Raw genomic sequence first — 22489 nt, forward strand, 5'->3', positions numbered from 1 at the left:
CCAGGCTATAGAAACAGACAGAACATTTCGATATCACCGTTAACCTTGATTCAGTTAGGGTAAGTGGTACTTATCAAAAGTCACACGAACAGACTCATATCTAACCCCCTTTGCTGACGACAATAGCGCGATGGCACCACCTGATCCCTTCCCGAACTCAGAAGTGAAACATCGTTGCGCCAATGGTAGTGTGGTTCGCCCATGTGAGAGTAGGTCATCGTCAGCTCTCTATTCCAAAAGCCCCCTTCTGCGAAAGTAGAAGGGGGCTTTTCTTTGTGTGATATTTTATTGGAAATATTAAATTTTGCTCAGTAAAAATTTTATATTTAGTTTAAAGTCTAACTTGCACTATTATATAACTTTTATTGCTATATATAGATTGTTGGTTCTTAATATAGATGCTAAATTACATTTCATAAATGACTATATAATTTTGAAAAATTTAGGAAATTTACTTTGATTGAGAAAGCATCTGAGCTACTTGAGAAGTTTATAAAAGCTGAATCCGAAAAGTTACAAGGTATTAAGATGCCTCATATGCCTACTCTAGGCTCTGCCTATGAAGAGGTTACTAAACAAGGTATCGATAATGAGTTCACTATTCCAAAATTTCTGAAGTTGCGCGTTGTTTCTGGCTTTATTTCTACTGGAGATGAGATGCTACCACAACAAGTTGATTGTATGCTTGTGTATGGAGATGGCAATAGATATGGACTAACTGAACAATATGTTTATAGTATTGATAAGGTACTTTGTATCTTTGAGGTCAAGAAAAATTTGAGAAAAGCTGATTTTATAGACGCCATTCAACATCTTGGCTCTATACGTACAAAGTTTGCTGAACATTTTGAACATAGACTTATACACGAAAGTTATAAACCTGATATTAGGATTGCTGCAAAAGAATTTTCAAAAATTACGGGGAAAACTGCACCTAAGAAATACTCTGATATACATGACCTTTCTAAAAGCGATGCCATATTATTCTATGTATTGGTTCAAGAGTCGTTAGCTCCCATAACCATTATTCATGGTTACGAAGGGTATAAAACAGAGCAAGGATTGCGTACCACTTTTGTGGACATAATAGAAGAAAGAATACAGGAAGAAGGCGATGGCTTAGGAATACCGAGTATTCCTGCTCTAGTTACGTCGAATCAGTTTTGCCTTATAAAAAGTAATAGCGTACCTTTCTCGGTTATCAAGGATAAGAACGAATGGGTAGCTATCTGCTCAACAAGATATAATCCAGCAAAAATGATACTTGAAATAATATGGTCTAAAATATCTATATATTTCAATGTAGATATGCCTTGGAATGATAAACTTTATATGGATAATATTCAGCCTTTATTGATAGCTGAAGTAGTAGAACACGAAGGTAGAGTAGGTTGGAAATATGAATCATTAGAACTCAAGGAAAAACATCTCAAAAGAAAGGATGATAATAGTTGGAGACCTGCTGCTATTGGAAAAGCAGAAGTTGCAGCTATCCGTCTTATGATGCTGAATGGTGGCTATTTAACATCAGATGATCAAGTGGAAGAGTTTTTAAGAAACCATCATGGAACCACATTCAACGAGGTAATAGAAAGTCTTATTTTAACAAGGCTGTTTATATCTGGGGAAGGCTACTTGAAACCAATTAATATAAATACTTATATTATGATCACTGATGATGATGAAGGTTTTATTGCAAGTGAGCGAGATAGATTCGACCTGTGGTGTAATGAAAATGAGCTAGAACCTTCTTATATAAGCTTTATGTTCCTTGAGTAATTTTTCTTATTATCTGTACCTTTCAAAACAACTCACCCATCTCAAACTTTTCTTCAAAATCAAATCCTAACTGCTCATTCTTACGCAGTCGCATGAGCTCTATACGTAACTTACGTCCTGCGATAAGCCTCAGCACCTCGCGTTGCTGCTCAGTCGTCATATCATGCCATCGTTGGCGCTCGGCTCGACTGCGCAGGCAACCAAAGCAATAGCCTTTTTTATTGCTTTGACAGACACCGATACAAGGGTTGTCAATGTCGAACAGCTCAAACTGTTGATTCATGGCGACTCCATTGCGATTACCGTCATTCCTTTGACTGGTACCAGACGATTATGACTATATTATTATGTCGCAAATATTGACTAATAGTGTGCCGTTTTATTGTTATTATTTTTGTGCATCGGGTGCTATGCTTAGCGTCACTGGTCTATATAAGACAATCATAACAAAATTAATAAGTGAGATGATACGTGAACCTGATTTATATCCATGGACTGGACAGCGATGCAAACTCGACTAAAGGGCTGCTGTTAGAAAAATATTGCCAGCAGCATCATCCTGATATCACGGTGCTGCGCCCTGATCTTAATAAATCGCCTGCGCAAGTGCGTGAGCAGTTGTTGTCATTGATAGAAGGGTTAAATAATAGCAAAGACCAACAGACGGGATCGTCCAACACGGTATTGGTCGGTAGCTCATTGGGTGGGTATTTTTCTACCTTAATCAGTAATCAAATAGATTGTCCTGCATTGCTGCTAAATCCTAGCACACAGCCTCATATCACGCTACAGCGCTTTTCTGATAACTCAGCATCAAATCAAGATAGTAGTGATGAGTCATCGGATAATAAAGTCCTGCATACGACGGCAGGTGGCTGGCGTATTACGCCGTCAGATTTGCAGTGGTTTGCAGATCATCAAATTTCTCAAGTCACTTCTCCTAATAAAGTTGCTGTACTGCTGAAACAAGGTGATGAGCTATTAAACGCTGAGTTGTCTCAGGCCTTTTATCAAAGTCAGGGCGCATCAGTAACCGTACAAGCAGGAGGAGACCATCGCTTTAGTGACTTTGGTGAGCAGCTACCGATGGTGATAGAGATGCTACGAGAGTTAGTAAGGTCTTAGATAGACGACATTATATGACGTGAACGATGGACTATTGACCTTAACGTCGCTGTTTTTGGTTATAATGGTTTTATAGAGTTAAACGCACATGAATAGTTAAGGATGCATTTGTGAGTCAATATAATGCGCAATCGTTAGAAGTTTTAGAAGGGCTGGAACCCGTACGTCGTCGCCCAGGTATGTATACCGATACCACGCGACCAAACCATTTGGCGCAAGAGGTCATTGATAACTCGGTGGATGAAGCGTTGGCGGGTTATGCCAAAACCATCAAAGTGCAGCTGCATAGTGATGGATCGCTGTCTGTCGAAGATGATGGGCGCGGTATGCCAACCGATATTCACCCTGAGTTTGGTCAATCCGGTATTGAGCTGATTTTGACCCGTTTGCATGCGGGTGGTAAGTTCTCGACTTCTAATTATGAAGTATCGGGCGGTCTGCATGGTGTGGGTATCTCTGTCGTCAATGCGCTATCTACGCACGTTGAAGTGACGGTATGGCGTGATAGTACCCAGTTTGATATGGCGTTTGAAAATGGCGCAGCCGTGACGCCGTTGACGGAATCAGTCAGCTCAAACAAACGCAAACGTGGTACCAGAGTGCACTTCTGGGCCGATGGTAGTTTCTTTGATACGCCCAAATTTAACGTTAAGCAGCTCAAGCATAATTTAAAAGCCAAAGCGGTTTTGGCCGCGGGACTAACGATTGAGTTCACCGATGATATCAATGATGAAAAGGTCGTTTGGCAATTTACCGATGGGGTTGTCGAGTATCTAAGCGAGCAGCTAGACGGTCTTGAGACACTACCTGAAGCACCGTTTTATTATAATTATGATGCAAAAGCGGGCGAACGTGCGGGTGTGACCTTTGCCTTGTCTTGGCTGCCTGAGGGTGGTACACCGATTCAAGAAAGCTATGTCAACCTGATTCCGACAGCGCAGGGCGGTACCCACGTCAATGGACTGCGTACAGGTATTTTAGAAGCGTTACGTGAGTTTTGTGATATTCATAATTTATTACCACGCAGTGTGAAGCTAACCGCAGAAGATGTGTGGGATGGGGTGAACTATATCTTATCCCTGAAGTTTTCTGAGCCGCAGTTTTCTGGTCAAACCAAAGAACGTCTCTCTAGCCGCGAAGCTGCAGCCGCTGTACAGACCTTGGCAAAAGATGCCTTTAGCTTGTGGCTAAATCAACATGCGGATATGGGCACGCAGATTGCTGAATTGGCGATTAATAAAGCAGGACGTCGCCTAAAGTCAGCTAAAAAAGTCGCTCGTAAGAAAATCACTCAGGGACCAGCGTTACCGGGAAAATTGGCGGATTGTCGCGGTGATTTGCGCGATGGCGCAGAGCTGTTCCTAGTAGAGGGTGACTCGGCAGGCGGTAGTGCTAAGCAAGCACGTGATCGTCACTATCAAGCGATATTGCCACTGCGGGGTAAGATTTTGAATACATGGGAAGTCTCTTCGGATACGGTACTATCAAGCCAAGAGATTCATGATATTGCTATTGCGATCGGTGTGGATCCTGCCTCTGATGATCTGTCCGAGCTGCGCTATGACAAGATATGTATCTTAGCAGATGCTGATTCTGATGGCCTGCACATTGCGACGCTGATCTGCGCGTTATTTGTGAAGCATTTCCCTGCGCTAGTGGATGCCGGTCATTTATTCGTTGCCATGCCGCCGTTATACCGTGTCGATGTGGGTAAAGAGGTGCATTACGCGCTAGATGAGCCAGAGCTTGCGCATATATTAGCCAAGGTATCGGGCAATAAAAAAGCGCAAATCACGCGCTTTAAAGGACTGGGTGAGATGAGTGCTGAGCAGCTACGTGAGACGACGATGAGCCGCGATACGCGCCGCTTGGTGCAGCTTGATATGGACGATATGGTACTGACCAATGGCATCATGGATATGCTACTGGCGAAAAAACGTGCCGCTGATCGCAAGTCATGGCTTGAGAGTAAAGGTAACTTAGCCGATATTGCGTTATAGAGTTACAAAGTTTTTAAACGATTTTCACACAGGGATAAGCGTTAAGCGTTATCCCTTTTTTATGACTAAAATCTAGTCAAGCTATACAAATAAAGCAAAATATAAATAATAAGTTAGTCCGCTCAGGTTAATGCTATGATGGGGTATTCTCATTGTGTAGTGCTATTATGTCCTCAAACCCAAAAACCAGTCCCACTGCTAAACCTACTGCGAACAGACGCTCTAAAGTATTGCCTGAGCTTAATAAAAAAGATCTGGGCAACTTAATCCCTAAGCGCGGCGGTAAACTGACTCCTAAAATAGGTCGTATGCTGATGAAGTCGGCGGGCTGGAAGACCGTAGGCTCTATCCCTAATATCTCACAAGCGGTGGTCTTGGCTGTCCCTCATACCTCCAACATCGACGGGATATATGCGCTACCTTGCTTGTTTGCACTGGATCTCAAAATCAGTATTATGGGCAAGCATACGCTGTTCAAAATACCAGTGCTGGCGCAGCTCATGCGCTGGCTTGGTATCATACCTATTAATCGCGAAGCCAAAGGCTCAGTGCTACAAGCGAGTATCGATAAGTTTAAAAATAATAAGACTTTGTTTTTGGGTTTAGCGCCTGAAGGCACGCGCAAATATACTGACAGCTGGAAAACTGGGTTTTATTACTTGGCAGTAGGAGCCAATGTACCTATCTTACCAGTAGCGTTAGATTATAATACTAAAGAAGTTCGTTTTTTGTCTCTGGTCCATCCAACTGGCGATATCGAAGCAGATTTACCGAAAATTTATGCCCAGTACCAAGGCGTGATGCCGCGCCATCCTGAGCGTTTATCGCAGCCGCTACAGGATGTTAATAACGCAGCTGAATAAAGCTTGTGACAGCATTATTGGTACTGGCCTTAATAAGTTTTTATAATTTAGCTCTAAAAACAAAAAAGCCCCTGATATGAAACTAAATTTGAACTGACCCCCGAAACTTGGACGGTTTAGTTTATACCAAGGACTGAGTTCTGTACTGCACAGGGCTCAGTCCTTTTAGTTTGAGTTGAATACGCTCATTATTGTAATAATGCATATACTCATGATTTTCTTCTATTAAATAAGTAAAGTTACCGTTGTTACAACAATATTAAACCACAACAATGTATGGTTTATCCTTTTTCATTATCAAAGTCCAAATTAGTGTTATTACATGCAGTTCTACATGAGTATATCCCAGCGGAACCAACTAAAAAGGCTTATTAATCAATTAACAGACTACTTATAGTAGACTGCCGTAGTGGAACCACTTAATGAGTACTGAGCATCTTCGGTCTTTCCTTGGCCACATCAGCGATCAGATGCCGTGAGCACTTGGTCATTTTTTGAATATCAGAATAGCTATGACCTGATTTGAGCAGACTAGCGATGATCTTGCGCTTTTCCGTATCTTTCCTACGTCCTGAATACTTACCTTCTGCCTTAGCACGAGCAATACCTTGCATCTGACGGTTACGGCGATCTTCATAGTCTTTTCGAGCAATGGCTGCGAGCATATCCAGCATCATCGAGTTAATGGCCTGCAATACACTGCTCATAAATTCTGTACTGCTTTCAGATTGAAGCGCCATATATGAGGTCGGCAGCTCTTTCGATACGATAGAGAGCTTTTTCTCTGATAGCATTCTTTTTAGCGTATCCCAATCAGCTTGGTTCAAACGCGCCAAGCGATCAATCTGCTCAACTAAGATCACATCGCCCTTATGAGCGTCTTCAATCAGCTGCATCAGCTTTGGTCGCGCCAAGATAGCGCCTGATTCGTTTTCGACATAAAAGGCAGCAATTTTGTGGCCATGATCGTTGGCAAATGCTATGAGCTCGCTTTTGGCACGCTTAGCATCTTGTTCTTTGGTAGACGCTCGTAGATACGCTCTAATAAACATAAACACCTAAAATAGTCTGTTATAAGTGGTTCCATTATAGCAGTCTGTTTTAAGTGGTCTGTTAATACGTTTGAGTGGTGAAATAGCTGGTTCCCTTGGGGTATACTAAAAAGCGATATTTGTTTTTTGTTTATGTGGGTAGTTGCCTATATTCTAGAGAAAGTGAATGTCATTAAAAATAAATGAAATAAGAGGTTTAACAATGGTACGTCAGACTAAAATAAGTAGCAATTCTAATGCACCTGAATGGCTGTTACATTTTGAATCGAGAGAAAGTCAGTATCTAATTAATATAGTTAATAGTTTGATAGATCACACTGATTTTGATATTTCTATTGACTATACAAATAGTGTAGATAAGGAAAGAGTTTTTCATATATACGAGCCATTTATAGCACTTAATTATTTAGGTTTTATGTCACCTTCAGTTGTGTCTCTTAAGTTTAAAGAAGGCAACAAGGTAGAATTTTGGTCTGGTGATGATAATGGTCTGAATATGTTCTCTGAACGTCTGGTATTTGAAAAAGAGTCAACACTACCTAGCAATCCTCATCAATCAATAGATTTTTGGCATTTTGTAGATAGTATTGGCACTTTAACTGACGATTAATATTCATTTTCAATAACAGGTGATTATATGGGACAGGCAAAAGCTAGAGGCACTAAAGCGCAGCGTGAAGCAGAAGCGAAAAAAAGAAAGCTAGAAAAACTCGATATTAATGAAAGACCTATCGAGGAAATCTACAAAGAATTTGATTTACCTGATAATAGCCAGTTTTTAGGCTATGTAGTGAATATTACCGAGTCAGACGAGTACGTAGCTAGGTTTGAGGACACTCCCGATGTTACCAATACCGCTTATGCAAAAGTACCTGATTTGGCTATGAGGTTTAATGATATAGCTGATGCCTTAGATGTGGGCAAAAAAGTAGCAGAAAAGTATAAGACTGATATATGCCTTCTATTTGAAACTACTGAACAGTTTCGAGTTATTCCAACATTTACCGTTAACCTGTCTGATTTTGCTCACTAAGGGGAAATATATCTTGCTCTTGAATGCAAAGCCTACATTGCTTTAGAGCAATGTAGAATCTTTACTAACAATTAAAGTTAAAGTCTTTGCAAGATTGCACAGATTGTCAGTATTATCATACAGGTTTCGTATAACGACATCTTGTTCTCCTTATATTTTGTGGGTTCATATGTATTTAATAAAACTCAAAAATCGATGTTTTTTAGTCTGTTAAGCTTTGGATCATTTTGTCAGAGTTACTTCTCAAGACAAAAAAGACTAGTTTGATAATTCTTAAGTCTTAGGAACATGAAATATCTTATAGTCTTGCCTAGCTTCACGTTAGATGATGCGGTTCAGGTATGGCGTAGATGCATTCACTGCAAGACGCTTATCTTTCAGCTATAACTCTTATTTTACTGACATTGATTGCTTAATCTTACGGGACAGAGTTCCGATATCGTTATTAAAGTCCTTTACTGTAAGCCCAACAAGTACGTTTGGCGTGTATTGGGCAAATCCACGCTATCCGTTGATGTATCGAATTAGAGCCATTATTTCCGATCCGCCTAATACTATTATGAATGACCTTTTTACTAGGCTTTGAGGGGTGTTCCGCGCCTCTCTCTCATACGTAAATCACTAAATTTCAGGCACAAAAAAACCTTTAGTTACCTCTAACTAAAGGTCAGTGGCGCTTAATAAGATTTTTAGATCGTGGCTCTAAGCCTCAGCTATCTGCTTTAGCAAGAACTCAACGCGACTCGCATCATCCCCTTTGCCTTTATAGCCATACGCCTTATCTACTGCCTTATCCAGCGCGATATGGGCTTTGGTTAGCTCAGGGTAGGGGTCAATCATATAGGTGTTGTAGAGCTTGGCTAAGGTCGGTGCGTCCTCGCTACCGTCCTGATAGAGCTTACGAGCATCTAAGACGGTTTGGGCAGCTTTGGCAATGTCATCACGCGCTTTGGTCGCCTTGCTGTCGTCATCTTCTGCCATGAAGGGATAAGGGAAGTTGTTATAAACGATGGTATTTGAATAACTATAATCGCTTTTCATACGCCCAGCTGTTAAGCGCATAAAGGCATTGTGCATATTACTTGATAGAACCCCAAAGTGATAAAGTGTGCCGTTTAATACAACATACAGTTTATCACCTGCCACTTCGCCATTTAAGAATCCAATTGGTATATATCTTCTATTCTCAGATGACACTCTAGGTAAGCCAATGTATTTATTATCATTGTATCTACGCTCACCAAACAGATGAGGAGTAGCCGCTAGTTTATTTGTAGCAGCTCGATTGCTATTCAGCCTTTGGTCTCTGGTAGCTTGGATACGCTCAGATACTAATGGCGAGCCTTTCCTAAAAAGTGTGTAACTATTATTTAGATTGTAGAAGTACTTACACGAAATTTAGGAAAGGCTCAAATCTAACGCTTTCGACCACACGACCAACATGTATTTAATTAAGTTATATTTCATTTTAAGGGTCAACAACCCATTAAACCTTAAAGCCTACATGCTTTCCTGTTGGTAGCTCAACATCAATACGTAGCTTGCCGCCCATGGCTTCAACATATTTTTTCATAGTTGATATTTTAAGATCATGGCCACGATTTTCTATAGCAGACAATGACGGCTGCTTAATACCTAGGGTCTGAGCAAGCTCTTTTTGAGAGATCTCAAGCTCTTCACGGAGACGGTACAGCTGGTTTTCCAAAAGCAGCTGTTCGGCCAATTGTTGAATACGAGCTTGGCTGTCTTCTGAACGCTCCGCTAACATCTCTTGTAGTGTCTTAGTCATGTTATGGCTCTCCTAAAGTTTTGAGGTGACGCTCATACTGCTGGTCTGCCGTGGCTAGCATTTCTTTATAAAAACGCTTTTTATTGCCCTTATCAGCGATACAAAGCACAATCGCTTGGCGTTTTGGGTCAAAGGCAAAAAAGGCCCTGAGTGGTTTACCTCGGTGCTGAACCCGCAGCTCTTTCATGTTGGTAAATTTTGAGTCATACACAGTGTCCACTAAAGGACGACCTAAGCTTGGGCCCTGCTGCTCTAAAGCTACCAAAGCCGCTAACACCTTCTCTTGTGTCGATTGATCTTGCTGATACAGCCAATCATTGAACAGTTCGGTTGTGATGACAGTCCACATATAAAAGTCACTATATAGATTACAGTCTATATTTTACCGCTAATCGACACTCTATGCAACCAAAACGCGTGGTCACTCCTGATCTGTACTCTTATCCAGTGCCACTTGCATCTTCTCAAGCTCTATCGTTAATGCACCAGTCTTTTCTTGCTCAGCGCTATAGCTGGCCGTTACTGTTTCATACTGCTTAAGCAGCAGCTGATGATCTGTGTTTAATGTCGCTTGCTGTTGCGTCAGCTGCTCATAAAGTCCTGACAGCTTATCGCGTTCAACGATAACCGCTTTTAACTCTCCTTTTACCTCTGCAGTAGCGTTTGCGATCTCGTTGCGCTCAATGGTAACCGCTTTTAACTCTGTCTTAGCTGCTTCAAGTTCTGCACTTAAACGAGAAACCTCTGCTTCATCACTAGCAGCGTTAGCCTCAAGTGTGGCCACTTTTGATATGTTGGCATTCAGCTCTTTTGCTTGCTGATCAAAGCTACTACGCAGATCTGCAAGCTGCCCCTGAGCGGAATCTGTTTTGGCTCGTTCAAGCTCCAACTGGTGCTGAGTATCGCTGAGCGTCTGAGTTAGGATGTCACGTTCAGCAGTCACTTGAGCTGCGGTGATAGCGGCTGCCTCTGCGGTTGCCGTCACCTCGTCTAGTTGCACCAACAAATCAGCCTGCTCACCTTCTAAGGTCTTAACCGCCTCTTGTGCCTCATCTGTCTCAGCCTGCGCCTTAGCCTTGATACTCTCTAAGGCCTCACGCTCTTTAACCAATCGATCATTAGCGATATCAACGGCTGTCTGCCACATATCCGCACCCAGTGTTTGTAAGCGCTCAGTGATACCACTGGGCAATTCCACCTGCCTTAGCTGCGCTTCTTCTTGGTTGTCCTGACGCCAAGACTTCATGGCTTCACTAATCGTTGTAAATGAACCACCGCCTAGCGCCTTACGCACTTCGGCTAGAGTGGGCTTGATACCCTGTTCCTGCAGTTGATCAGCAGTGTTATGAACCTGTTGAATAGTGAGTGCCATAGTCATTGTCCTTAATTTTGTATGAGTAAATATGTAGCGTTTGTAGTATGTTGTATATAGTATAATACAATATACAACATACTACAATATAGAATACAAAAATACCTCAGGTGATTTGAGGTGTTTTTTAATGTATTGAGTTGATAGTTGGCCGCAGACACGGATAGAGCATTAGTATTTGCCAAGCGGCAAGGTTGGTGCGATAGTTACTCACTGAACGTTCTGAACAGTTACACTGTACAGGGGCTAAAAACGTACTTGAACACTAGGTGAGCAATGAACATATCGGTGACAAAAGCAGCGAAACAGTGGGGGGTGTCAAGAACCACTATCTATCAGAAGATCAATGATGGTGAGCTTTCCAGAACCGCTGATAAGAAAATTGACACCTCAGAGATGATCCGAGTGTTTGGTGAGCCTGTCACTAAAAAACGTACTGAACAATCAGTGAACACTAGCAATAGTACGTCCGTGAACAGTCAAAACGTACAGAACAGCACAGCACTTGAACACCAGTTAGCGCTTGAAAAGATGAAGAACGAACACTTAGAGCAGCAAGTCCGTGATCAAAAACAGCTGATAGCGAATTACCAAGAGCAAATAAGTCAGCTCAACAAAACACTAGAAAAAGCCAATGCCAGTATTCATGACTTAACGCAGATCCGACTGCTAGAGTTTAAAGGTGCTGACTCTGAGCATAGCGATCAACAATCACCATTGGAGCCTGAGCCGCTACCAGCAAAAGAAACGACAGCTGTATCTAGCGCCGCAAAGAAAACATGGTGGCCCTTTTGATTGCGTAAAAGGGCAGTAAACTTGCTATGGTCTTGGTCCACTGTATGAGCGCTGCGGAGTCGGCACCTCTACTTTAGGTGCGTTATCTTGCGGCTCCTTAGAGGTCACATGGTTATTAACAAGCGCTAAAGGCTCAGGCGCTTTGATGTCACCATATAACTCTTGATGATACGCTTTTTTGATCTCCATACCTTTAGTCCACGTTTTTAAGTCTCGATGACCGCGAGACTCACTCGTTCTCTCATAATCTCCTTGACGACCCTCAATAAGGTGCGCTTGCTGCGACAAAGCCTTAAAATCCTTCTCATAGATAGTGCCTTTGAGCCTAACATTTCGTGTCATAGCAGGATGCGCCACGCTGATGCTGCTATTCGTTGCTCTCTTAATCGTTAACCCCATACCTTCTAGGGCATAAAGCACACTACTGCGGCCATTAAGACTACCCTCTGCTAGCCTATGCCGCATTCTTCGATCAATGGCTTCTTTCAGAGCAAAAGTGCTCTCAGGATTAGCGATGATCTCATTGTCTTCTTTTTCCTGCTCCTTCTCTTTAGACTTGGGCGGCCTATCATATGGGGTTGGACGGGGCGCATTATTCACATAAGGGTTGATTAGTCGCTTACGCTCTGGCTCATTGGGATCAGTCCATCCATACTCTTGATTGATGATATTCTTAAAAGCATTCACCCGTACCAAGTCGGCCCCCGCATAAAATGGCTGCAGCCGCTTACCACTTCGTAGCTCTTGACAAGGGATCACAAAGTTCAGCTCAAGCCGTCCACCCTTATCAGTATGTTCAACCCACAATATATCGTACTGATCGGGCTCAAGCCCTACAAACAGTGTCTCTTCAAAGCGCTGCATGATGTCTTTTTTCTGCTCATCCGTGAACTCTTTGGCATCTTCGGTAAAAGACAACACCCCTGCTTTATACTTTTGCTTGAATGGTGTGGCATTGATTAGCTGCTCAGTGAGCCTAGGATCGCCGTAGAGCACCTTTGCACCCTCTCTAGGCTTACCACCCTTAGCAACCAGCAAGTAATTAATTGGACCTGCTCCTGAGCCTTTTCCACGCCTAAAAAACTTAACGATCATGATTCACCTCGCAAATGCTCATCAAGCAGCGCATTAATCAAAGATCTAATAGCGGTGATCTGTTCAAGCACATTCTCATCTACCTGTTTATTGATATTGACGTGTTTGGTGACTTGATTAAGATTAGAGCCAATGCGGCCAAGTGCGCGAACCAACTCAGGGTCAGCGGGCTTCATTGGGGTTACCCCTAACCCTAAACCACGCATCCATCCTGCCATCGTCGTTCCTTGCTGCCGTCTTTTCAGCTTGGCCAACTCATCCTCTGTGACTCGAATCGCAATCTCTTTAGTTCTTTTTTTACCGCTAATTGGTGGCATAAGACTGGCTCCTGTTCTAGGTATAGGGGTGGTTGGGGGGTCAAGGGGGCGATAGCCCCTTTGTCAGCACCTAAGAGAGGATATTGTAGCGAAGCGGAAATAGCCCCCTCTTAGGACTGCTGGCTTAAAATAATATCATAAATGTCTGTACCTAGCATAGTCGACACTGTGTATACCTATTTATACATGACTGTCTATACCTATATAACAACAATGTCTATACCTATGATATTATGACTGTCTGTACCCATACAAAGAAGGTCGCTAGTATGAATAAAAGATCTGAAAACATGAAAAAAGTGAACACCCTTCGCTCAGAGGTAACCACTGCTATGATCTATCTATTAGATGAATTAGAGGATGGTACAGGAGGTGATTATGATGGCTTTGATAGTTGGGGTATCAAAGAAGCCTATAAGCTAAAAGGACAACTAAATTCATATCGAGCACAAAAAATAACTCAGTTCCTAGGTAAAACTATTAGCAAACAAAGACTGTTGAAATATGCCAAACCCAAAGGATATATCTATACTCTCTCTAATCAAGACATTGCTCAATGGTTAAAAGACAATCAACAGGCTCTACTAAAATACTCTAAATTCAACATAGGAGTCATTACAGGTGGCCAAAAATTTAACTAACGTTTTTACTCACTGGCCACTCTTATCAATCATTAACCTCAACTCACGAAACTTTCATTTTTCAAAATTTCAAATTTTTTTTTGAACCTTTCCTCTCTCTCCCTCTTAATCAGTGTGCCCACTAGAGTATGCCCACAGCGTATGTCCACATAAGCAGCAAGGGCAACAGCGCCTGAGCTACTCCTAAAGGGCTCCGCGCTGTTGCCCTTGCTATGTGGACAACCCTGATGGACAACTCTGTGGACAACTGCTTGGAGGGAGAGAGGTTGAAGTTTTGGGCAACACTCACCCTAAAGCGCCCACAAGTAAAAACTTGCGAACCCTTTAGAGTATTGCCCTGACAACTGCCTGTCGGTCGATCGGCATCGTCTCGGGAAGTCATCACTGTATCAAGCTGACTCTGTCATGATTACGGCTGATAGCACCGCCTAGACACGCTCATAACCGCTATACGCTTTCTAATGCTAGCAAGGGCAATACACCCAATATACCGCTTCAAAAGACAATATAACCTCTCATTGCGTTGCTTAATATGTCTAGTAACCCCTGTCTCAAGCTTTCTTGTCACCCACGCAATGCAGTCGTCACTGAGGCCTGCCACCCATTGCTAGGGAACAGTTAAAGAGCGTTGATAGGGCGAAGGTAGCGAGCAAATAGGCGGTTTTACTGAGTAAGATTGGTAACTTACGGTAGTAATATGAGTGATTTGATTGCAAATTAGCCTAGACTTGGCTTAAAATAGACCCTAATGGGCTTAATTGCTGGTCAAATAACGCTGTATCAGAGCTTATTTGGTCGTTACAGATGTCGCCAAACGTCTGTAACCGTTAATGAACATTAAACGATAAACCCCCCTATTACGTCAAGTAGTAGGGGGGTTTATTTTTTAACTTAACAAAAACTTATACAAAGTATCATGTAAGAATTCTTTTTTATGAACAAACACCAGTTTTTTCTGCTGCATAAGCGGCTTCATCTTTCGTATACTCTTGAATCTCATGAAGCTGCTCTATCAAACCTTTACGTGAATAGCTTGAGTATCTAAGGTTGTCTTCGGCTGATTTTACCGCTTGTTCTTTCCAATCTACATCCAAACTATCTACTGCCGTTTTGGCCTCATCTTTCGTATACTCGTGAATCTCATAAAGCTGCTCTATCAAACCTTTACGTGAATAGCTTGAGTATCTAAGGTGACCCCTGCCGTCAAATCCGTAGAACCAAACTTGGGAGATTTTAATTACGCAGCCTGACGATAATAATCAAACCACACCTGTCTTGGCGATCGTTAGTCCAAACCTTTTTGAATCCTCGTTTGGTTATAGTACAGCTCAATATATTTTGTAATCTCGTTTATAGCTGTAAAGCTTGTTTTATAGTCCTGATGGTATATCCCAGCGGAACCAACTAAAAAGGCTTATTAATCAATTAACAGACTACTTATAGTAGACTGCCGTAGTAGAACCACTTAATGAGTACTGAGCATCTTCGGTCTTTCCTTGGCCACATCAGCAATCAGATGCCGTGAGCACTTGGTCATTTTTTGAATATCAGAATAGCTATGACCTGATTTGAGCAGACTGGCGATAATCTTGCGCTTTTCCGTATCTTTCCTACGTCCTGAATACTTACCTTCTGCCTTAGCACGAGCAATACCTTGCATCTGACGGTTACGGCGATCTTCATAGTCTTTTCGAGCAATGGCTGCGAGCATATCCAGCATCATCGAGTTAATGGCCTGCAATACACTGCTCATAAATTCTGTACTGCTTTCAGATTGAAGCGCCATATATGAGGTCGGCAGCTCTTTCGATACGATAGAGAGCTTTTTCTCTGATAGCATTCTTTTTAGCGTATCCCAATCAGCTTGGTTCAAACGCGCCAAGCGATCAATCTGCTCAACTAAGATCACATCGCCCTTATGAGCGTCTTCAATCAGCTGCATCAGCTTTGGTCGCGCCAAGATAGCGCCTGATTCGTTTTCGACATAAAAGGCAGCAATTTTGTGGCCATGATCGTTGGCAAATGCTATGAGCTCGCTTTTGGCACGCTTAGCATCTTGTTCTTTGGTAGACGCTCGTAGATACGCTCTAATAAACATAAACACCTAAAATAGTCTGTTATAAGTGGTTCCATTATACCAGTCTGTTTTAAGTGGTCTGTTAATAGGTTTGAAGGGTGAAATAGGTGGTTCCCTTAGGGTATGTCCTATATTAGCTAGTGTTTTTTTGGACAGGTACAATAATAAGAGAGTGAGTGTATGTATGATGCATATATTTCACATGCAGTCGAAAGACAAAAATATCTTATGTTTTATCTGAGACTGTTGTGCCACTACAAACTATCTTGAATCGGAAAAAACGATGATTCAAACCGTTATCCATTATTTTCTACACTTTGGCATGCCGTTGATGGTTGCCTATATATTTTTTCGTGACGACTATAAACGAGTATATTTGATTCTTTTAGCCACTATGCTAGTAGACTTAGATCATTTGCTAGCCACGCCTATTTTTTCGCCCAATCGCTGTAGTATTAACTTTCATCCGCTGCATACTTATTATGCAATGGCAGCATATGCGGCTATGCTATTTCTACCTAAGACCTATAAAATAATTGGTTTGGGGTTATTGTTACATATGCTAACTGATTTGAATGACTGCGTGATGACCTATCTGAATTGTCCGCAGTGCTTGAATAAGGCTTCTGCCCGTGAGTTGGTGAAATGGTTGGTCACAGCCACGAACGCTTGATGTAGCTGTGAGCACATCGTTTAGTATTTTTCCTAACAAGCATTTTTTTAATGCATTTTCAGCGGCTAACCTAATGTGTTTTGCTGCTAGGATTTATTTAGATTATTAGTGCACGTTTTTACATCGTTTTAATAGTGCTGTAATCGCCACGGGTACGTAAAACAACTTGAACATCTGAATCGCCACGATTTCGCCAGAACCAACCGTGATTACCTGTAAATGCGGCCTCTAAAACGCCTTCATCAGAAGCAACCCCGCGACCTTTCTCATAGCTAATGGCTTTACCCAAGGCATCACCGTGAGTATCAAAATTAACCTCACCGCCAGTGACTGCCCAAGAGTAATTTGCTTTATCACCTTCAGACATTTTCATTTTAATTTCTATTCCTTCACCTGGAGTCAGAGTAAAAGGGATTTCATCACGCCACTGCCCACTAGTTACAGTAGTATCTGCAATTGTGGCATTCACTGCTTTTTCAGTCACATTATCAATATCAGTTGTTAGTAAACCAGCAGCGTCGGCAGCAGCTTCTTCTGCCAGCTGTTGTTTAACTTGTCCCATCTCTGTTAATCGAAGCAGTTTACCAACCCCAGTTGGATCAATACCGTATTCTGCCGGTAGAACCACTGTAAATAAAAGAACTATTGCTGCGATTATAGCCAGAATAGTAGATTTTATGAGTTGATTTGAAGAGGGCAGCTCAGCTTGTGAAGGGGTGTCACTGTTATACATATTAGAAATCCTTGGGTTATTGAGACATTAAATAGCCAGTAAGCTGCATGCCCACTAAAATAAATCCTGCGCTCATCATGGCAACGTTGGCGGTATAAGCGTTACGGATGAAACTTGACGTGCGTCGCCAGTAGCTCATGCCAATCAATATGATTGCTAGAGCTAATAGTTGCCCAATCTCCACACCCACGTTAAATGCGAGTAAGTTAGGTAGCAGGCCGTCAGGAGACATATCGTATTCTAGAATCTTAGTTGACAACCCAAAGCCATGGAAAAGACCAAATATAAGTACCGCTATTTTTGTATTTGGTTGATATCCGAACCATCGCTGGAAAGCACCAATGTTGTCTAAAGCTTTATAAACAACAGAGAGGCCAATAATTGCATCAATCAGATAACTATTTATACCAATGTTGAAATACACACCTAAAATCATCGTGGTGGAATGACCTAATGCGAATAGGCTCACATAGACACCAATATGTTTCATACGGTAAAGAAAGAAGATGACCCCGAAGAGGAACAGTATATGGTCATATCCCGTTATCATGTGCTTAGCACCCAAGTACATAAAGGGTAAAATATTGACTCCTGAAATTTCCTGAATATAACCTTTATCACCTGCGGTTACAGCGTGAGCAAAAGCTTCGTTACTGCCAAAAATGACACAGGAAAGCAGTACCGAAAGTAACAGCAGACGGGTCTGCCAAGTCGCCCATGACGAGCTTGTTGACCTATTATGAGCATAGCTGTGCATTGAGAATCCTATGGTGTGAAATAATGGATACGCGGCCTAATGTAATACAATAAAAAATTTTGAACTCATTCAATAGAAAGTAATTATGACTGGCACCTCAAAGCACTTTCTTACAGATAGGGCACATAAAATACGAATTTTTTAAATGCAAGCCGAGCAATTAAGGAGTAAGATAATATCCCCTAGGGGGGGATTAGGTCAATAAAAAATTAAGTTTTTATCGGGTATAATTGCGCTCTCTAGAGGAAGGACACTGCCATTATGAAAAAACCGCACATACACGAGTCTCATCCAGCTGTTATCACACGCCTTAAAAAAGCAAATGGTCATCTGAATAGTACGATAGAGATGTTAGTAGATGGACGAACTTGTCTTGATGTAGCGCAGCAGCTGCAAGCTGTAGAAAATGCCATTCATCAAGCTAAGAAAGTTCTAATTCAGGACCACTTGGATCATTGCCTTGAAGATTTACTAGGATCTGTCGACAAAGAACAGAAAGACTCTCTAGATGAGTTTAAGGAAATAACCCGTTATCTATAAGGTCCATCGGCTGAAATAAAGAGGCTCGGATGCTAAGTGTTTTTGTGAATCGAACTTATCGTCACTTGTTTGCTGCCCAAGTCATTGCTTTAATTGGAACTGGCCTCGCTACTGTGGCGCTAGGGTTATTAGCTTTTGATCTGGCAGGTAGTAATGCTGGTGTCGTTATGGGAACCGCATTGGCCATCAAGATGATTGCTTATGTTGGTATCGCCCCAATTGCAGCAGCCTTTGCCGAACGACTGCCCAAACGTACGATGTTGGTAACGCTAGATGTGATACGAGCAGGTGTCGCCCTGCTTTTGCCGTTTGTTTCGCAGATTTGGGAAGTTTACGTGCTGATCTTTGTATTGCAAGCTGCCTCAGCGGCCTTCACGCCGACTTTTCAAGCCACTATTCCTGATGTTCTGCCTGACGAGCAGGATTACACTAAAGCCTTATCACTTTCACGCCTTGCGTACGATATGGAAAGTCTGATAAGTCCCATGTTAGCAGCAGCATTGCTGACAGTAATGAGCTTTCATAATCTGTTTACGGGAACAGTGTTGGGATTTTTAGTCTCTGCCATATTGGTCGTATCGGTGGTACTACCCTCACATGCTATACCAGAGCGTCGTAGCATCTATGATAGAACTACGCGCGGTATTCGGATCTATTTAGCCACACCTCGATTGCGCGGATTGCTTGCAGTCAATGTTGCCGTTTCTGCCGCAGCGTCTATGGTTTTTGTAAATACGGTTGTAATCATTCAGGGTGGCATGGGACTCACTCAGAGTGCAGTGGCATTAGCCTTAGCGAGCTTTGGCGCTGGTTCTATGATTGCTGCATTGGCTTTGCCAAGCCTACTAAGTAAGCTGACAGACCGTAGGGTCATGTTAAGCGGTGTAGGGCTGTTAGTGGTGGGTATGTTCGCTGGTACATTGATGATGGGACAAAACTCACTTATGGCCTTATGGTTCGTGTTAGGTTTGGGTTATTCTGCTGCTCAAACTCCCTCTGGCCGCTTGCTATGGCGATCCTCACATCAAGAAGATCGCCCAGCACTGTTTGCCGCTCAGTTTGCTTTATCTCATGTCAGTTGGTTGGTATTTTACCCCTTGGCAGGTTGGTTAGGTGCTCATTACAGTATGACTGTTGCTTTTGCAGTATTAGGCGGTGCTGCTGCACTAGCGGTATGGGCGGCTTTTAGAGTCTGGCCGTCTATTGATTTAACAGAGATTGAACATGAGCATTTCAATCTACCAGAGGGTCATATCCATGCTACTGGATCTCCTACACCCAACGGGATACGACATACCCATCCTTTCGTAGTCGATGACTATCATCCGCGTTGGCCGAGCTCAGGTCATTGATTTTGAATCTGTATACAAGAAGGGGGTTGCCATTGCGGAAGCATTAGTGTTTGAAAAGGGCACTACCAAGGACTTTTTCTCAAAAAAAATGATATACGGCGCTGATATTCTGAAGCTTACTATGCTACTGATTTATCAAGGCACTTTCCTAGATTCAAATAACCCTATTCAGGTTTTATTAACTTCAACAGACATATGAGACAGTTGAGGTAAGGATTCTAATAATATTTTTTTGTATTCTTCCGTACTTAAAGGGGATGGTGAGGACACTGAAAGGATGGCAGCTTGGTGGGTTGACGCAATTTTCCAGACATGAATATCGTTAATAATCGTATTTTTCTTATCGAGAGTCTGCGATATCTTCTCAAAAGTTGAAACATCAACAGATTTATCTAAAAGCACGGTACTCGATTCTTTGATCAATCCATAAGACCAGTGAAGAATCACTATTGCACCGACAATGCCCATGACAGGATCAATCCAGATGATGCCCATATATTTACCGGTTAATAACGCCACGATAGCAAGCACAGAAGTTAGGGCATCCGCTAAAACGTGTAAATAAGCCGCTTTCATATTGTGGTCATGGTCATGGTCATGGTCATGGTGATGGTCATCTTTAAGTATAAATGCCGATACTATGTTTACGATTAGACCAATAACAGCAACGATAATGGCTTCGTTAAAATATATATTATTTGGCTCTATTATTCGTTGGACTGATTCTAAAATCATTAATAATGCGACAATGGCTAATGCAATGGCACTCGCAAAACCACCGAGATAATTTACCTTGCCCGTACCAAAACTAAATAATTTATTATTAGCGTTCTTTTTAGCATACGAATAAGCAAAGATAGCGATAAGAAATGCGGCTGAATGTGTGCCCATGTGCCACCCATCAGCAAGTAATGCCATAGAGCCAGACCATGTACCAGCAGCGATCTCTAAAACCATGATTATCGTCGTCAACCAAAATACAATCTTTACTTTAGATTTGTTTTGGGCACTATCGACACCGAAATTATGAGAGTGTTCCCACTGAATACTTGATTCTTTCACGTTTTAAATCCTTAGCTGTATATAAAAAGATGGCAATCTTATGTATTATAAACATCATTAATAAATATACTACCCCCCAGTATAATGTAAGGCAATAAAATAATGTCACACACTCAAAACAGTAAGAGCAAGCTACTAGGACGTATCAGACGTATCAAAGGTCAGTCAGTAGCAATAGAAGCGTCATTAGAAGGTAATCCTGAATGCATGGCTCTTTTGCAGCAAATAGCGGCATTAAAGGGCGCGGTGAATGGCCTTATGAAAGAAGTCTTGGAAGAGCATATAAGAGAACATTTAGGGGCAGAAGACATTACCCAACAACAACGACAACAAGAGATAGAAGATGTGTTATCTATCCTAAAAACTTACCTAAAGTAAAAAGATAAAAGTCTTTCAAAAAGAATGATTTTTTCATGTTGAAAGGTACACTGCTATGTACAATGAGCTGCTGTAAATAATGTAGGCTATTGTTATCATTAGCCTACAGCTGAAGGTTTAAGTCCTCACTAGGGTACCGAACCAGTGAAAGCGCCTGACAATCTACCATTAGACTATACCTTAACAGTAAAATCATTAAATAATAACTCAACCTATCATTAGTCTTGTTTTACATATTAAACGATAGTATTATTCTTAAACACTAAATTACAAGTCTAAACGATAGGATAATGCTATGACAGTCAGAATTTATGTAAGAGCGAGCACTAAAGACCAAGATGCCAAGAGAGCCTTGTCTGAGTTGATTAGCTTTAGCAAAAGCTATGAAGATGACCATGCTGAGTATGTTGAAAATTACAGTGGTACTAAGTTAGATAGACCAGCGCTTACTAAATTGCTTGTTGATGCTAATCAAGACGATATATTGCTTGTTGAGAGTGTAGATAGATTGAGTAGATTATCCCAGGATGACTTTGCTATTTTAAAGCAAAGAATTAAAGACAAAGGGTTAAGGCTAGTAGTAGCAGACCTACCCACCACTCATACAATTAACGTTGGTATGAGTGGTGAAATTCTAAACGTAGTAAATAACATGCTCATAGACTTATTAGCTACGATGGCTAAATTAGATAATGACAAGCGTAGAGAGCGGATCAAACAGGGTTTAGCTAGAAGTGGTTATAAGCCCTCAGGTAAGAAGCCTAATATAGCAAAGCATAAACGTATCTTAGAATTAGATAGTCAAAACACTATGACAAAAGATGAGATAGCCAAGGCGGTTGGTGTTGGTGTGGCTACTGTCTATCGAGTATTAAAAGAGAGCTAGTGTCTTAGGTATTTTAGATAGATATACATCCTTTTCATTGCTCCTATTCATTAGTTTTAATATATGATACAAGTATTTATTAAGAGCTCCTTTGATAGGAGTTTTATATTTACCTTAACTCATAATACCGTCTATTAATATGACTCTATAATTAAAGCATTTGAAGGTTG

26 protein-coding genes, 1 rRNA gene and 1 pseudogene are annotated in these 22489 nt (G+C 41.7%); 14 read left to right on the top strand and 14 right to left on the bottom strand.

What is annotated here, in order from left to right:
- Window positions 1-112: 112 nt before the first annotated feature.
- Together rrf and HL061_RS08835 are read left to right on the top strand one after the other, a co-directional pair.
- Window positions 113-226: ribosomal RNA gene (gene rrf / locus HL061_RS08830) — 5S ribosomal RNA — on the top strand.
- A 230-nt stretch (window positions 227-456) separates the two neighbouring features.
- Window positions 457-1779: a DUF6602 domain-containing protein gene (locus tag HL061_RS08835; protein WP_240365637.1), complete on the top strand. Its 1323-nt coding sequence runs from the start codon at window positions 457-459 to the stop codon at window positions 1777-1779.
- A 22-nt stretch (window positions 1780-1801) separates the two neighbouring features.
- Here the strand turns inward: HL061_RS08835 and HL061_RS08840 are convergent, their stop codons facing one another.
- Complete coding sequence (locus HL061_RS08840; protein ID WP_071002718.1) at window positions 1802-2062, bottom strand: DUF1289 domain-containing protein; 261 nt, start codon at window positions 2060-2062, stop codon at window positions 1802-1804.
- A 188-nt stretch (window positions 2063-2250) separates the two neighbouring features.
- Between HL061_RS08840 and HL061_RS08845 the strand changes: the two genes are divergently transcribed.
- The 3 genes from HL061_RS08845 (at window position 2251) to HL061_RS08855 (ending at window position 5767) form a co-directional block, all read left to right on the top strand.
- Window positions 2251-2904 (top strand): YqiA/YcfP family alpha/beta fold hydrolase, encoded by a 654-nt coding sequence (locus HL061_RS08845; RefSeq protein WP_071002719.1) that lies wholly within the window; start codon window positions 2251-2253, stop codon window positions 2902-2904.
- A 110-nt stretch (window positions 2905-3014) separates the two neighbouring features.
- Window positions 3015-4904 (top strand): DNA topoisomerase IV subunit B, encoded by a 1890-nt coding sequence (gene parE / locus HL061_RS08850; RefSeq protein WP_252962735.1) that lies wholly within the window; start codon window positions 3015-3017, stop codon window positions 4902-4904.
- A 167-nt stretch (window positions 4905-5071) separates the two neighbouring features.
- A complete protein-coding gene (locus tag HL061_RS08855; RefSeq protein ID WP_071002721.1) occupies window positions 5072-5767 on the top strand; it encodes a lysophospholipid acyltransferase family protein in 696 nt (231 codons plus the stop codon).
- 121 nt (window positions 5768-5888) lie between these two features.
- On the opposite strand, the pseudogene HL061_RS08860 reads toward HL061_RS08855, so the two are convergent.
- Window positions 5889-5996: pseudogene (locus tag HL061_RS08860) on the bottom strand (IS3 family transposase); the annotation flags it as partial.
- 190 nt (window positions 5997-6186) lie between these two features.
- Complete coding sequence (locus HL061_RS08865) at window positions 6187-6819, bottom strand: recombinase family protein (protein ID WP_101204367.1); 633 nt, start codon at window positions 6817-6819, stop codon at window positions 6187-6189.
- Between the two features lie 166 nt (window positions 6820-6985).
- On the opposite strand from HL061_RS08865, the gene HL061_RS08870 reads away from it, so the two are divergent.
- Together HL061_RS08870 and HL061_RS08875 are read left to right on the top strand one after the other, a co-directional pair.
- Complete coding sequence (locus HL061_RS08870) at window positions 6986-7429, top strand: hypothetical protein (protein WP_252962736.1); 444 nt, start codon at window positions 6986-6988, stop codon at window positions 7427-7429.
- Between the two features lie 27 nt (window positions 7430-7456).
- On the top strand, window positions 7457-7852 hold the full coding sequence (locus HL061_RS08875) for a hypothetical protein (protein ID WP_252962737.1): 396 nt from the start codon (window positions 7457-7459) through the stop codon (window positions 7850-7852).
- Window positions 7853-8554: 702 nt separating this feature from the next.
- Here the strand turns inward: HL061_RS08875 and HL061_RS08880 are convergent.
- The 4 genes from HL061_RS08880 to HL061_RS08895 form a co-directional block, all read right to left on the bottom strand.
- On the bottom strand, window positions 8555-9250 hold the full coding sequence (locus HL061_RS08880) for a type IIL restriction-modification enzyme MmeI (protein ID WP_355457575.1): 696 nt from the start codon (window positions 9248-9250) through the stop codon (window positions 8555-8557).
- 88 nt (window positions 9251-9338) lie between these two features.
- Complete coding sequence (locus HL061_RS08885) at window positions 9339-9641, bottom strand: helix-turn-helix domain-containing protein (RefSeq protein ID WP_193007191.1); 303 nt, start codon at window positions 9639-9641, stop codon at window positions 9339-9341.
- A 1-nt stretch (window position 9642) separates the two neighbouring features.
- The gene (locus HL061_RS08890; protein WP_252962739.1) at window positions 9643-9990 is read right to left on the bottom strand and encodes a type II toxin-antitoxin system RelE/ParE family toxin; all 348 of its coding nucleotides are present in this window, start codon (window positions 9988-9990) and stop codon (window positions 9643-9645) included.
- Between the two features lie 72 nt (window positions 9991-10062).
- Window positions 10063-11013 carry a DNA-binding protein gene (locus HL061_RS08895; RefSeq protein WP_252962740.1) on the bottom strand — a complete coding sequence of 317 codons (951 nt, stop codon included), beginning with the start codon at window positions 11011-11013 and terminating at the stop codon, window positions 10063-10065.
- A 276-nt stretch (window positions 11014-11289) separates the two neighbouring features.
- Between HL061_RS08895 and HL061_RS08900 the strand changes: the two genes are divergently transcribed.
- Window positions 11290-11808 carry a plasmid replication DNA-binding protein gene (locus HL061_RS08900; RefSeq protein ID WP_252962741.1) on the top strand — a complete coding sequence of 173 codons (519 nt, stop codon included), beginning with the start codon at window positions 11290-11292 and terminating at the stop codon, window positions 11806-11808.
- A 24-nt stretch (window positions 11809-11832) separates the two neighbouring features.
- Here the strand turns inward: HL061_RS08900 and HL061_RS08905 are convergent, their stop codons facing one another.
- The gene (locus HL061_RS08905) at window positions 11833-12903 is read right to left on the bottom strand and encodes a relaxase/mobilization nuclease domain-containing protein (RefSeq protein ID WP_252962742.1); all 1071 of its coding nucleotides are present in this window, start codon (window positions 12901-12903) and stop codon (window positions 11833-11835) included.
- A complete protein-coding gene (gene mobC, locus HL061_RS08910) occupies window positions 12900-13220 on the bottom strand; it encodes a plasmid mobilization relaxosome protein MobC (RefSeq protein WP_100750148.1) in 321 nt (106 codons plus the stop codon). Before mobC ends, HL061_RS08905 begins: the two co-directional genes overlap by 4 nt.
- A gap of 269 nt (window positions 13221-13489) precedes the next feature.
- On the opposite strand from mobC, the gene HL061_RS08915 reads away from it, so the two are divergent.
- Entirely contained in the window at window positions 13490-13861 is a 372-nt protein-coding gene (locus HL061_RS08915; RefSeq protein WP_252962743.1) for a hypothetical protein, read from the top strand.
- A 932-nt stretch (window positions 13862-14793) separates the two neighbouring features.
- On the opposite strand, the gene HL061_RS08920 is transcribed toward HL061_RS08915, so the two are convergent.
- Complete coding sequence (locus HL061_RS08920) at window positions 14794-15021, bottom strand: Ltp family lipoprotein (protein WP_252962744.1); 228 nt, start codon at window positions 15019-15021, stop codon at window positions 14794-14796.
- Between the two features lie 305 nt (window positions 15022-15326).
- Entirely contained in the window at window positions 15327-15959 is a 633-nt protein-coding gene (locus HL061_RS08925) for a recombinase family protein (protein WP_101204367.1), read from the bottom strand.
- A 262-nt stretch (window positions 15960-16221) separates the two neighbouring features.
- Between HL061_RS08925 and HL061_RS08930 the strand changes: the two genes are divergently transcribed.
- The gene (locus tag HL061_RS08930) at window positions 16222-16611 is read left to right on the top strand and encodes a DUF6122 family protein (RefSeq protein WP_036592946.1); all 390 of its coding nucleotides are present in this window, start codon (window positions 16222-16224) and stop codon (window positions 16609-16611) included.
- A 118-nt stretch (window positions 16612-16729) separates the two neighbouring features.
- On the opposite strand, the gene HL061_RS08935 is transcribed toward HL061_RS08930, so the two are convergent.
- Entirely contained in the window at window positions 16730-17344 is a 615-nt protein-coding gene (locus tag HL061_RS08935) for a transmembrane anchor protein (RefSeq protein ID WP_201532499.1), read from the bottom strand.
- 16 nt (window positions 17345-17360) lie between these two features.
- Window positions 17361-18101, bottom strand: a complete 741-nt coding sequence (locus tag HL061_RS08940; protein WP_101204369.1) for a HupE/UreJ family protein — start codon at window positions 18099-18101, stop codon at window positions 17361-17363.
- Between the two features lie 261 nt (window positions 18102-18362).
- Between HL061_RS08940 and HL061_RS08945 the strand changes: the two genes are divergently transcribed.
- Together HL061_RS08945 and HL061_RS08950 are read left to right on the top strand one after the other, a co-directional pair.
- Entirely contained in the window at window positions 18363-18641 is a 279-nt protein-coding gene (locus HL061_RS08945) for a metal-sensing transcriptional repressor (RefSeq protein ID WP_101204370.1), read from the top strand.
- Window positions 18642-18670: 29 nt separating this feature from the next.
- Window positions 18671-19993: an MFS transporter gene (locus HL061_RS08950; RefSeq protein WP_101204371.1), complete on the top strand. Its 1323-nt coding sequence runs from the start codon at window positions 18671-18673 to the stop codon at window positions 19991-19993.
- A 168-nt stretch (window positions 19994-20161) separates the two neighbouring features.
- On the opposite strand, the gene dmeF is transcribed toward HL061_RS08950, so the two are convergent.
- On the bottom strand, window positions 20162-21055 hold the full coding sequence (gene dmeF, locus HL061_RS08955; RefSeq protein WP_102078176.1) for a CDF family Co(II)/Ni(II) efflux transporter DmeF: 894 nt from the start codon (window positions 21053-21055) through the stop codon (window positions 20162-20164).
- 102 nt (window positions 21056-21157) lie between these two features.
- Between dmeF and HL061_RS08960 the strand changes: the two genes are divergently transcribed.
- Both HL061_RS08960 and HL061_RS08965 read left to right on the top strand, forming a co-directional pair.
- Entirely contained in the window at window positions 21158-21433 is a 276-nt protein-coding gene (locus HL061_RS08960) for a metal/formaldehyde-sensitive transcriptional repressor (protein WP_101204373.1), read from the top strand.
- A 295-nt stretch (window positions 21434-21728) separates the two neighbouring features.
- The gene (locus HL061_RS08965; protein ID WP_025646108.1) at window positions 21729-22319 is read left to right on the top strand and encodes a recombinase family protein; all 591 of its coding nucleotides are present in this window, start codon (window positions 21729-21731) and stop codon (window positions 22317-22319) included.
- Window positions 22320-22489: the final 170 nt, after the last annotated feature.

Origin of the sequence: Psychrobacter sp. PSP (assembly GCF_024085615.1) — a bacterium.
Taxonomy (GTDB): domain Bacteria; phylum Pseudomonadota; class Gammaproteobacteria; order Pseudomonadales; family Moraxellaceae; genus Psychrobacter; species Psychrobacter pacificensis.

What these genes read in the sequence shown, in the direction of transcription:
- HL061_RS08915 (WP_252962743.1), top strand. Translation starts at nt 13,490, where the DNA reads ATGAATAAAAGATCTGAAAACATGAAAAAAGTGAACACCCTTCGCTCA.
- HL061_RS08940 (WP_101204369.1), bottom strand. Translation starts at nt 18,101, where the DNA reads ATGCACAGCTATGCTCATAATAGGTCAACAAGCTCGTCATGGGCGACT.
- HL061_RS08950 (WP_101204371.1), top strand. Translation starts at nt 18,671, where the DNA reads ATGCTAAGTGTTTTTGTGAATCGAACTTATCGTCACTTGTTTGCTGCC.
- HL061_RS08840 (WP_071002718.1), bottom strand. Translation starts at nt 2,062, where the DNA reads ATGAATCAACAGTTTGAGCTGTTCGACATTGACAACCCTTGTATCGGT.
- HL061_RS08965 (WP_025646108.1), top strand. Translation starts at nt 21,729, where the DNA reads ATGACAGTCAGAATTTATGTAAGAGCGAGCACTAAAGACCAAGATGCC.
- HL061_RS08935 (WP_201532499.1), bottom strand. Translation starts at nt 17,344, where the DNA reads ATGTATAACAGTGACACCCCTTCACAAGCTGAGCTGCCCTCTTCAAAT.
- HL061_RS08895 (WP_252962740.1), bottom strand. Translation starts at nt 11,013, where the DNA reads ATGGCACTCACTATTCAACAGGTTCATAACACTGCTGATCAACTGCAG.
- mobC (WP_100750148.1), bottom strand. Translation starts at nt 13,220, where the DNA reads ATGCCACCAATTAGCGGTAAAAAAAGAACTAAAGAGATTGCGATTCGA.
- HL061_RS08925 (WP_101204367.1), bottom strand. Translation starts at nt 15,959, where the DNA reads ATGTTTATTAGAGCGTATCTACGAGCGTCTACCAAAGAACAAGATGCT.
- HL061_RS08945 (WP_101204370.1), top strand. Translation starts at nt 18,363, where the DNA reads ATGAAAAAACCGCACATACACGAGTCTCATCCAGCTGTTATCACACGC.
- HL061_RS08870 (WP_252962736.1), top strand. Translation starts at nt 6,986, where the DNA reads ATGTCATTAAAAATAAATGAAATAAGAGGTTTAACAATGGTACGTCAG.
- HL061_RS08960 (WP_101204373.1), top strand. Translation starts at nt 21,158, where the DNA reads ATGTCACACACTCAAAACAGTAAGAGCAAGCTACTAGGACGTATCAGA.
- HL061_RS08875 (WP_252962737.1), top strand. Translation starts at nt 7,457, where the DNA reads ATGGGACAGGCAAAAGCTAGAGGCACTAAAGCGCAGCGTGAAGCAGAA.
- HL061_RS08865 (WP_101204367.1), bottom strand. Translation starts at nt 6,819, where the DNA reads ATGTTTATTAGAGCGTATCTACGAGCGTCTACCAAAGAACAAGATGCT.
- HL061_RS08890 (WP_252962739.1), bottom strand. Translation starts at nt 9,990, where the DNA reads ATGTGGACTGTCATCACAACCGAACTGTTCAATGATTGGCTGTATCAG.
- HL061_RS08930 (WP_036592946.1), top strand. Translation starts at nt 16,222, where the DNA reads ATGATTCAAACCGTTATCCATTATTTTCTACACTTTGGCATGCCGTTG.
- HL061_RS08900 (WP_252962741.1), top strand. Translation starts at nt 11,290, where the DNA reads ATGAACATATCGGTGACAAAAGCAGCGAAACAGTGGGGGGTGTCAAGA.
- HL061_RS08905 (WP_252962742.1), bottom strand. Translation starts at nt 12,903, where the DNA reads ATGATCGTTAAGTTTTTTAGGCGTGGAAAAGGCTCAGGAGCAGGTCCA.
- HL061_RS08855 (WP_071002721.1), top strand. Translation starts at nt 5,072, where the DNA reads ATGTCCTCAAACCCAAAAACCAGTCCCACTGCTAAACCTACTGCGAAC.
- HL061_RS08885 (WP_193007191.1), bottom strand. Translation starts at nt 9,641, where the DNA reads ATGACTAAGACACTACAAGAGATGTTAGCGGAGCGTTCAGAAGACAGC.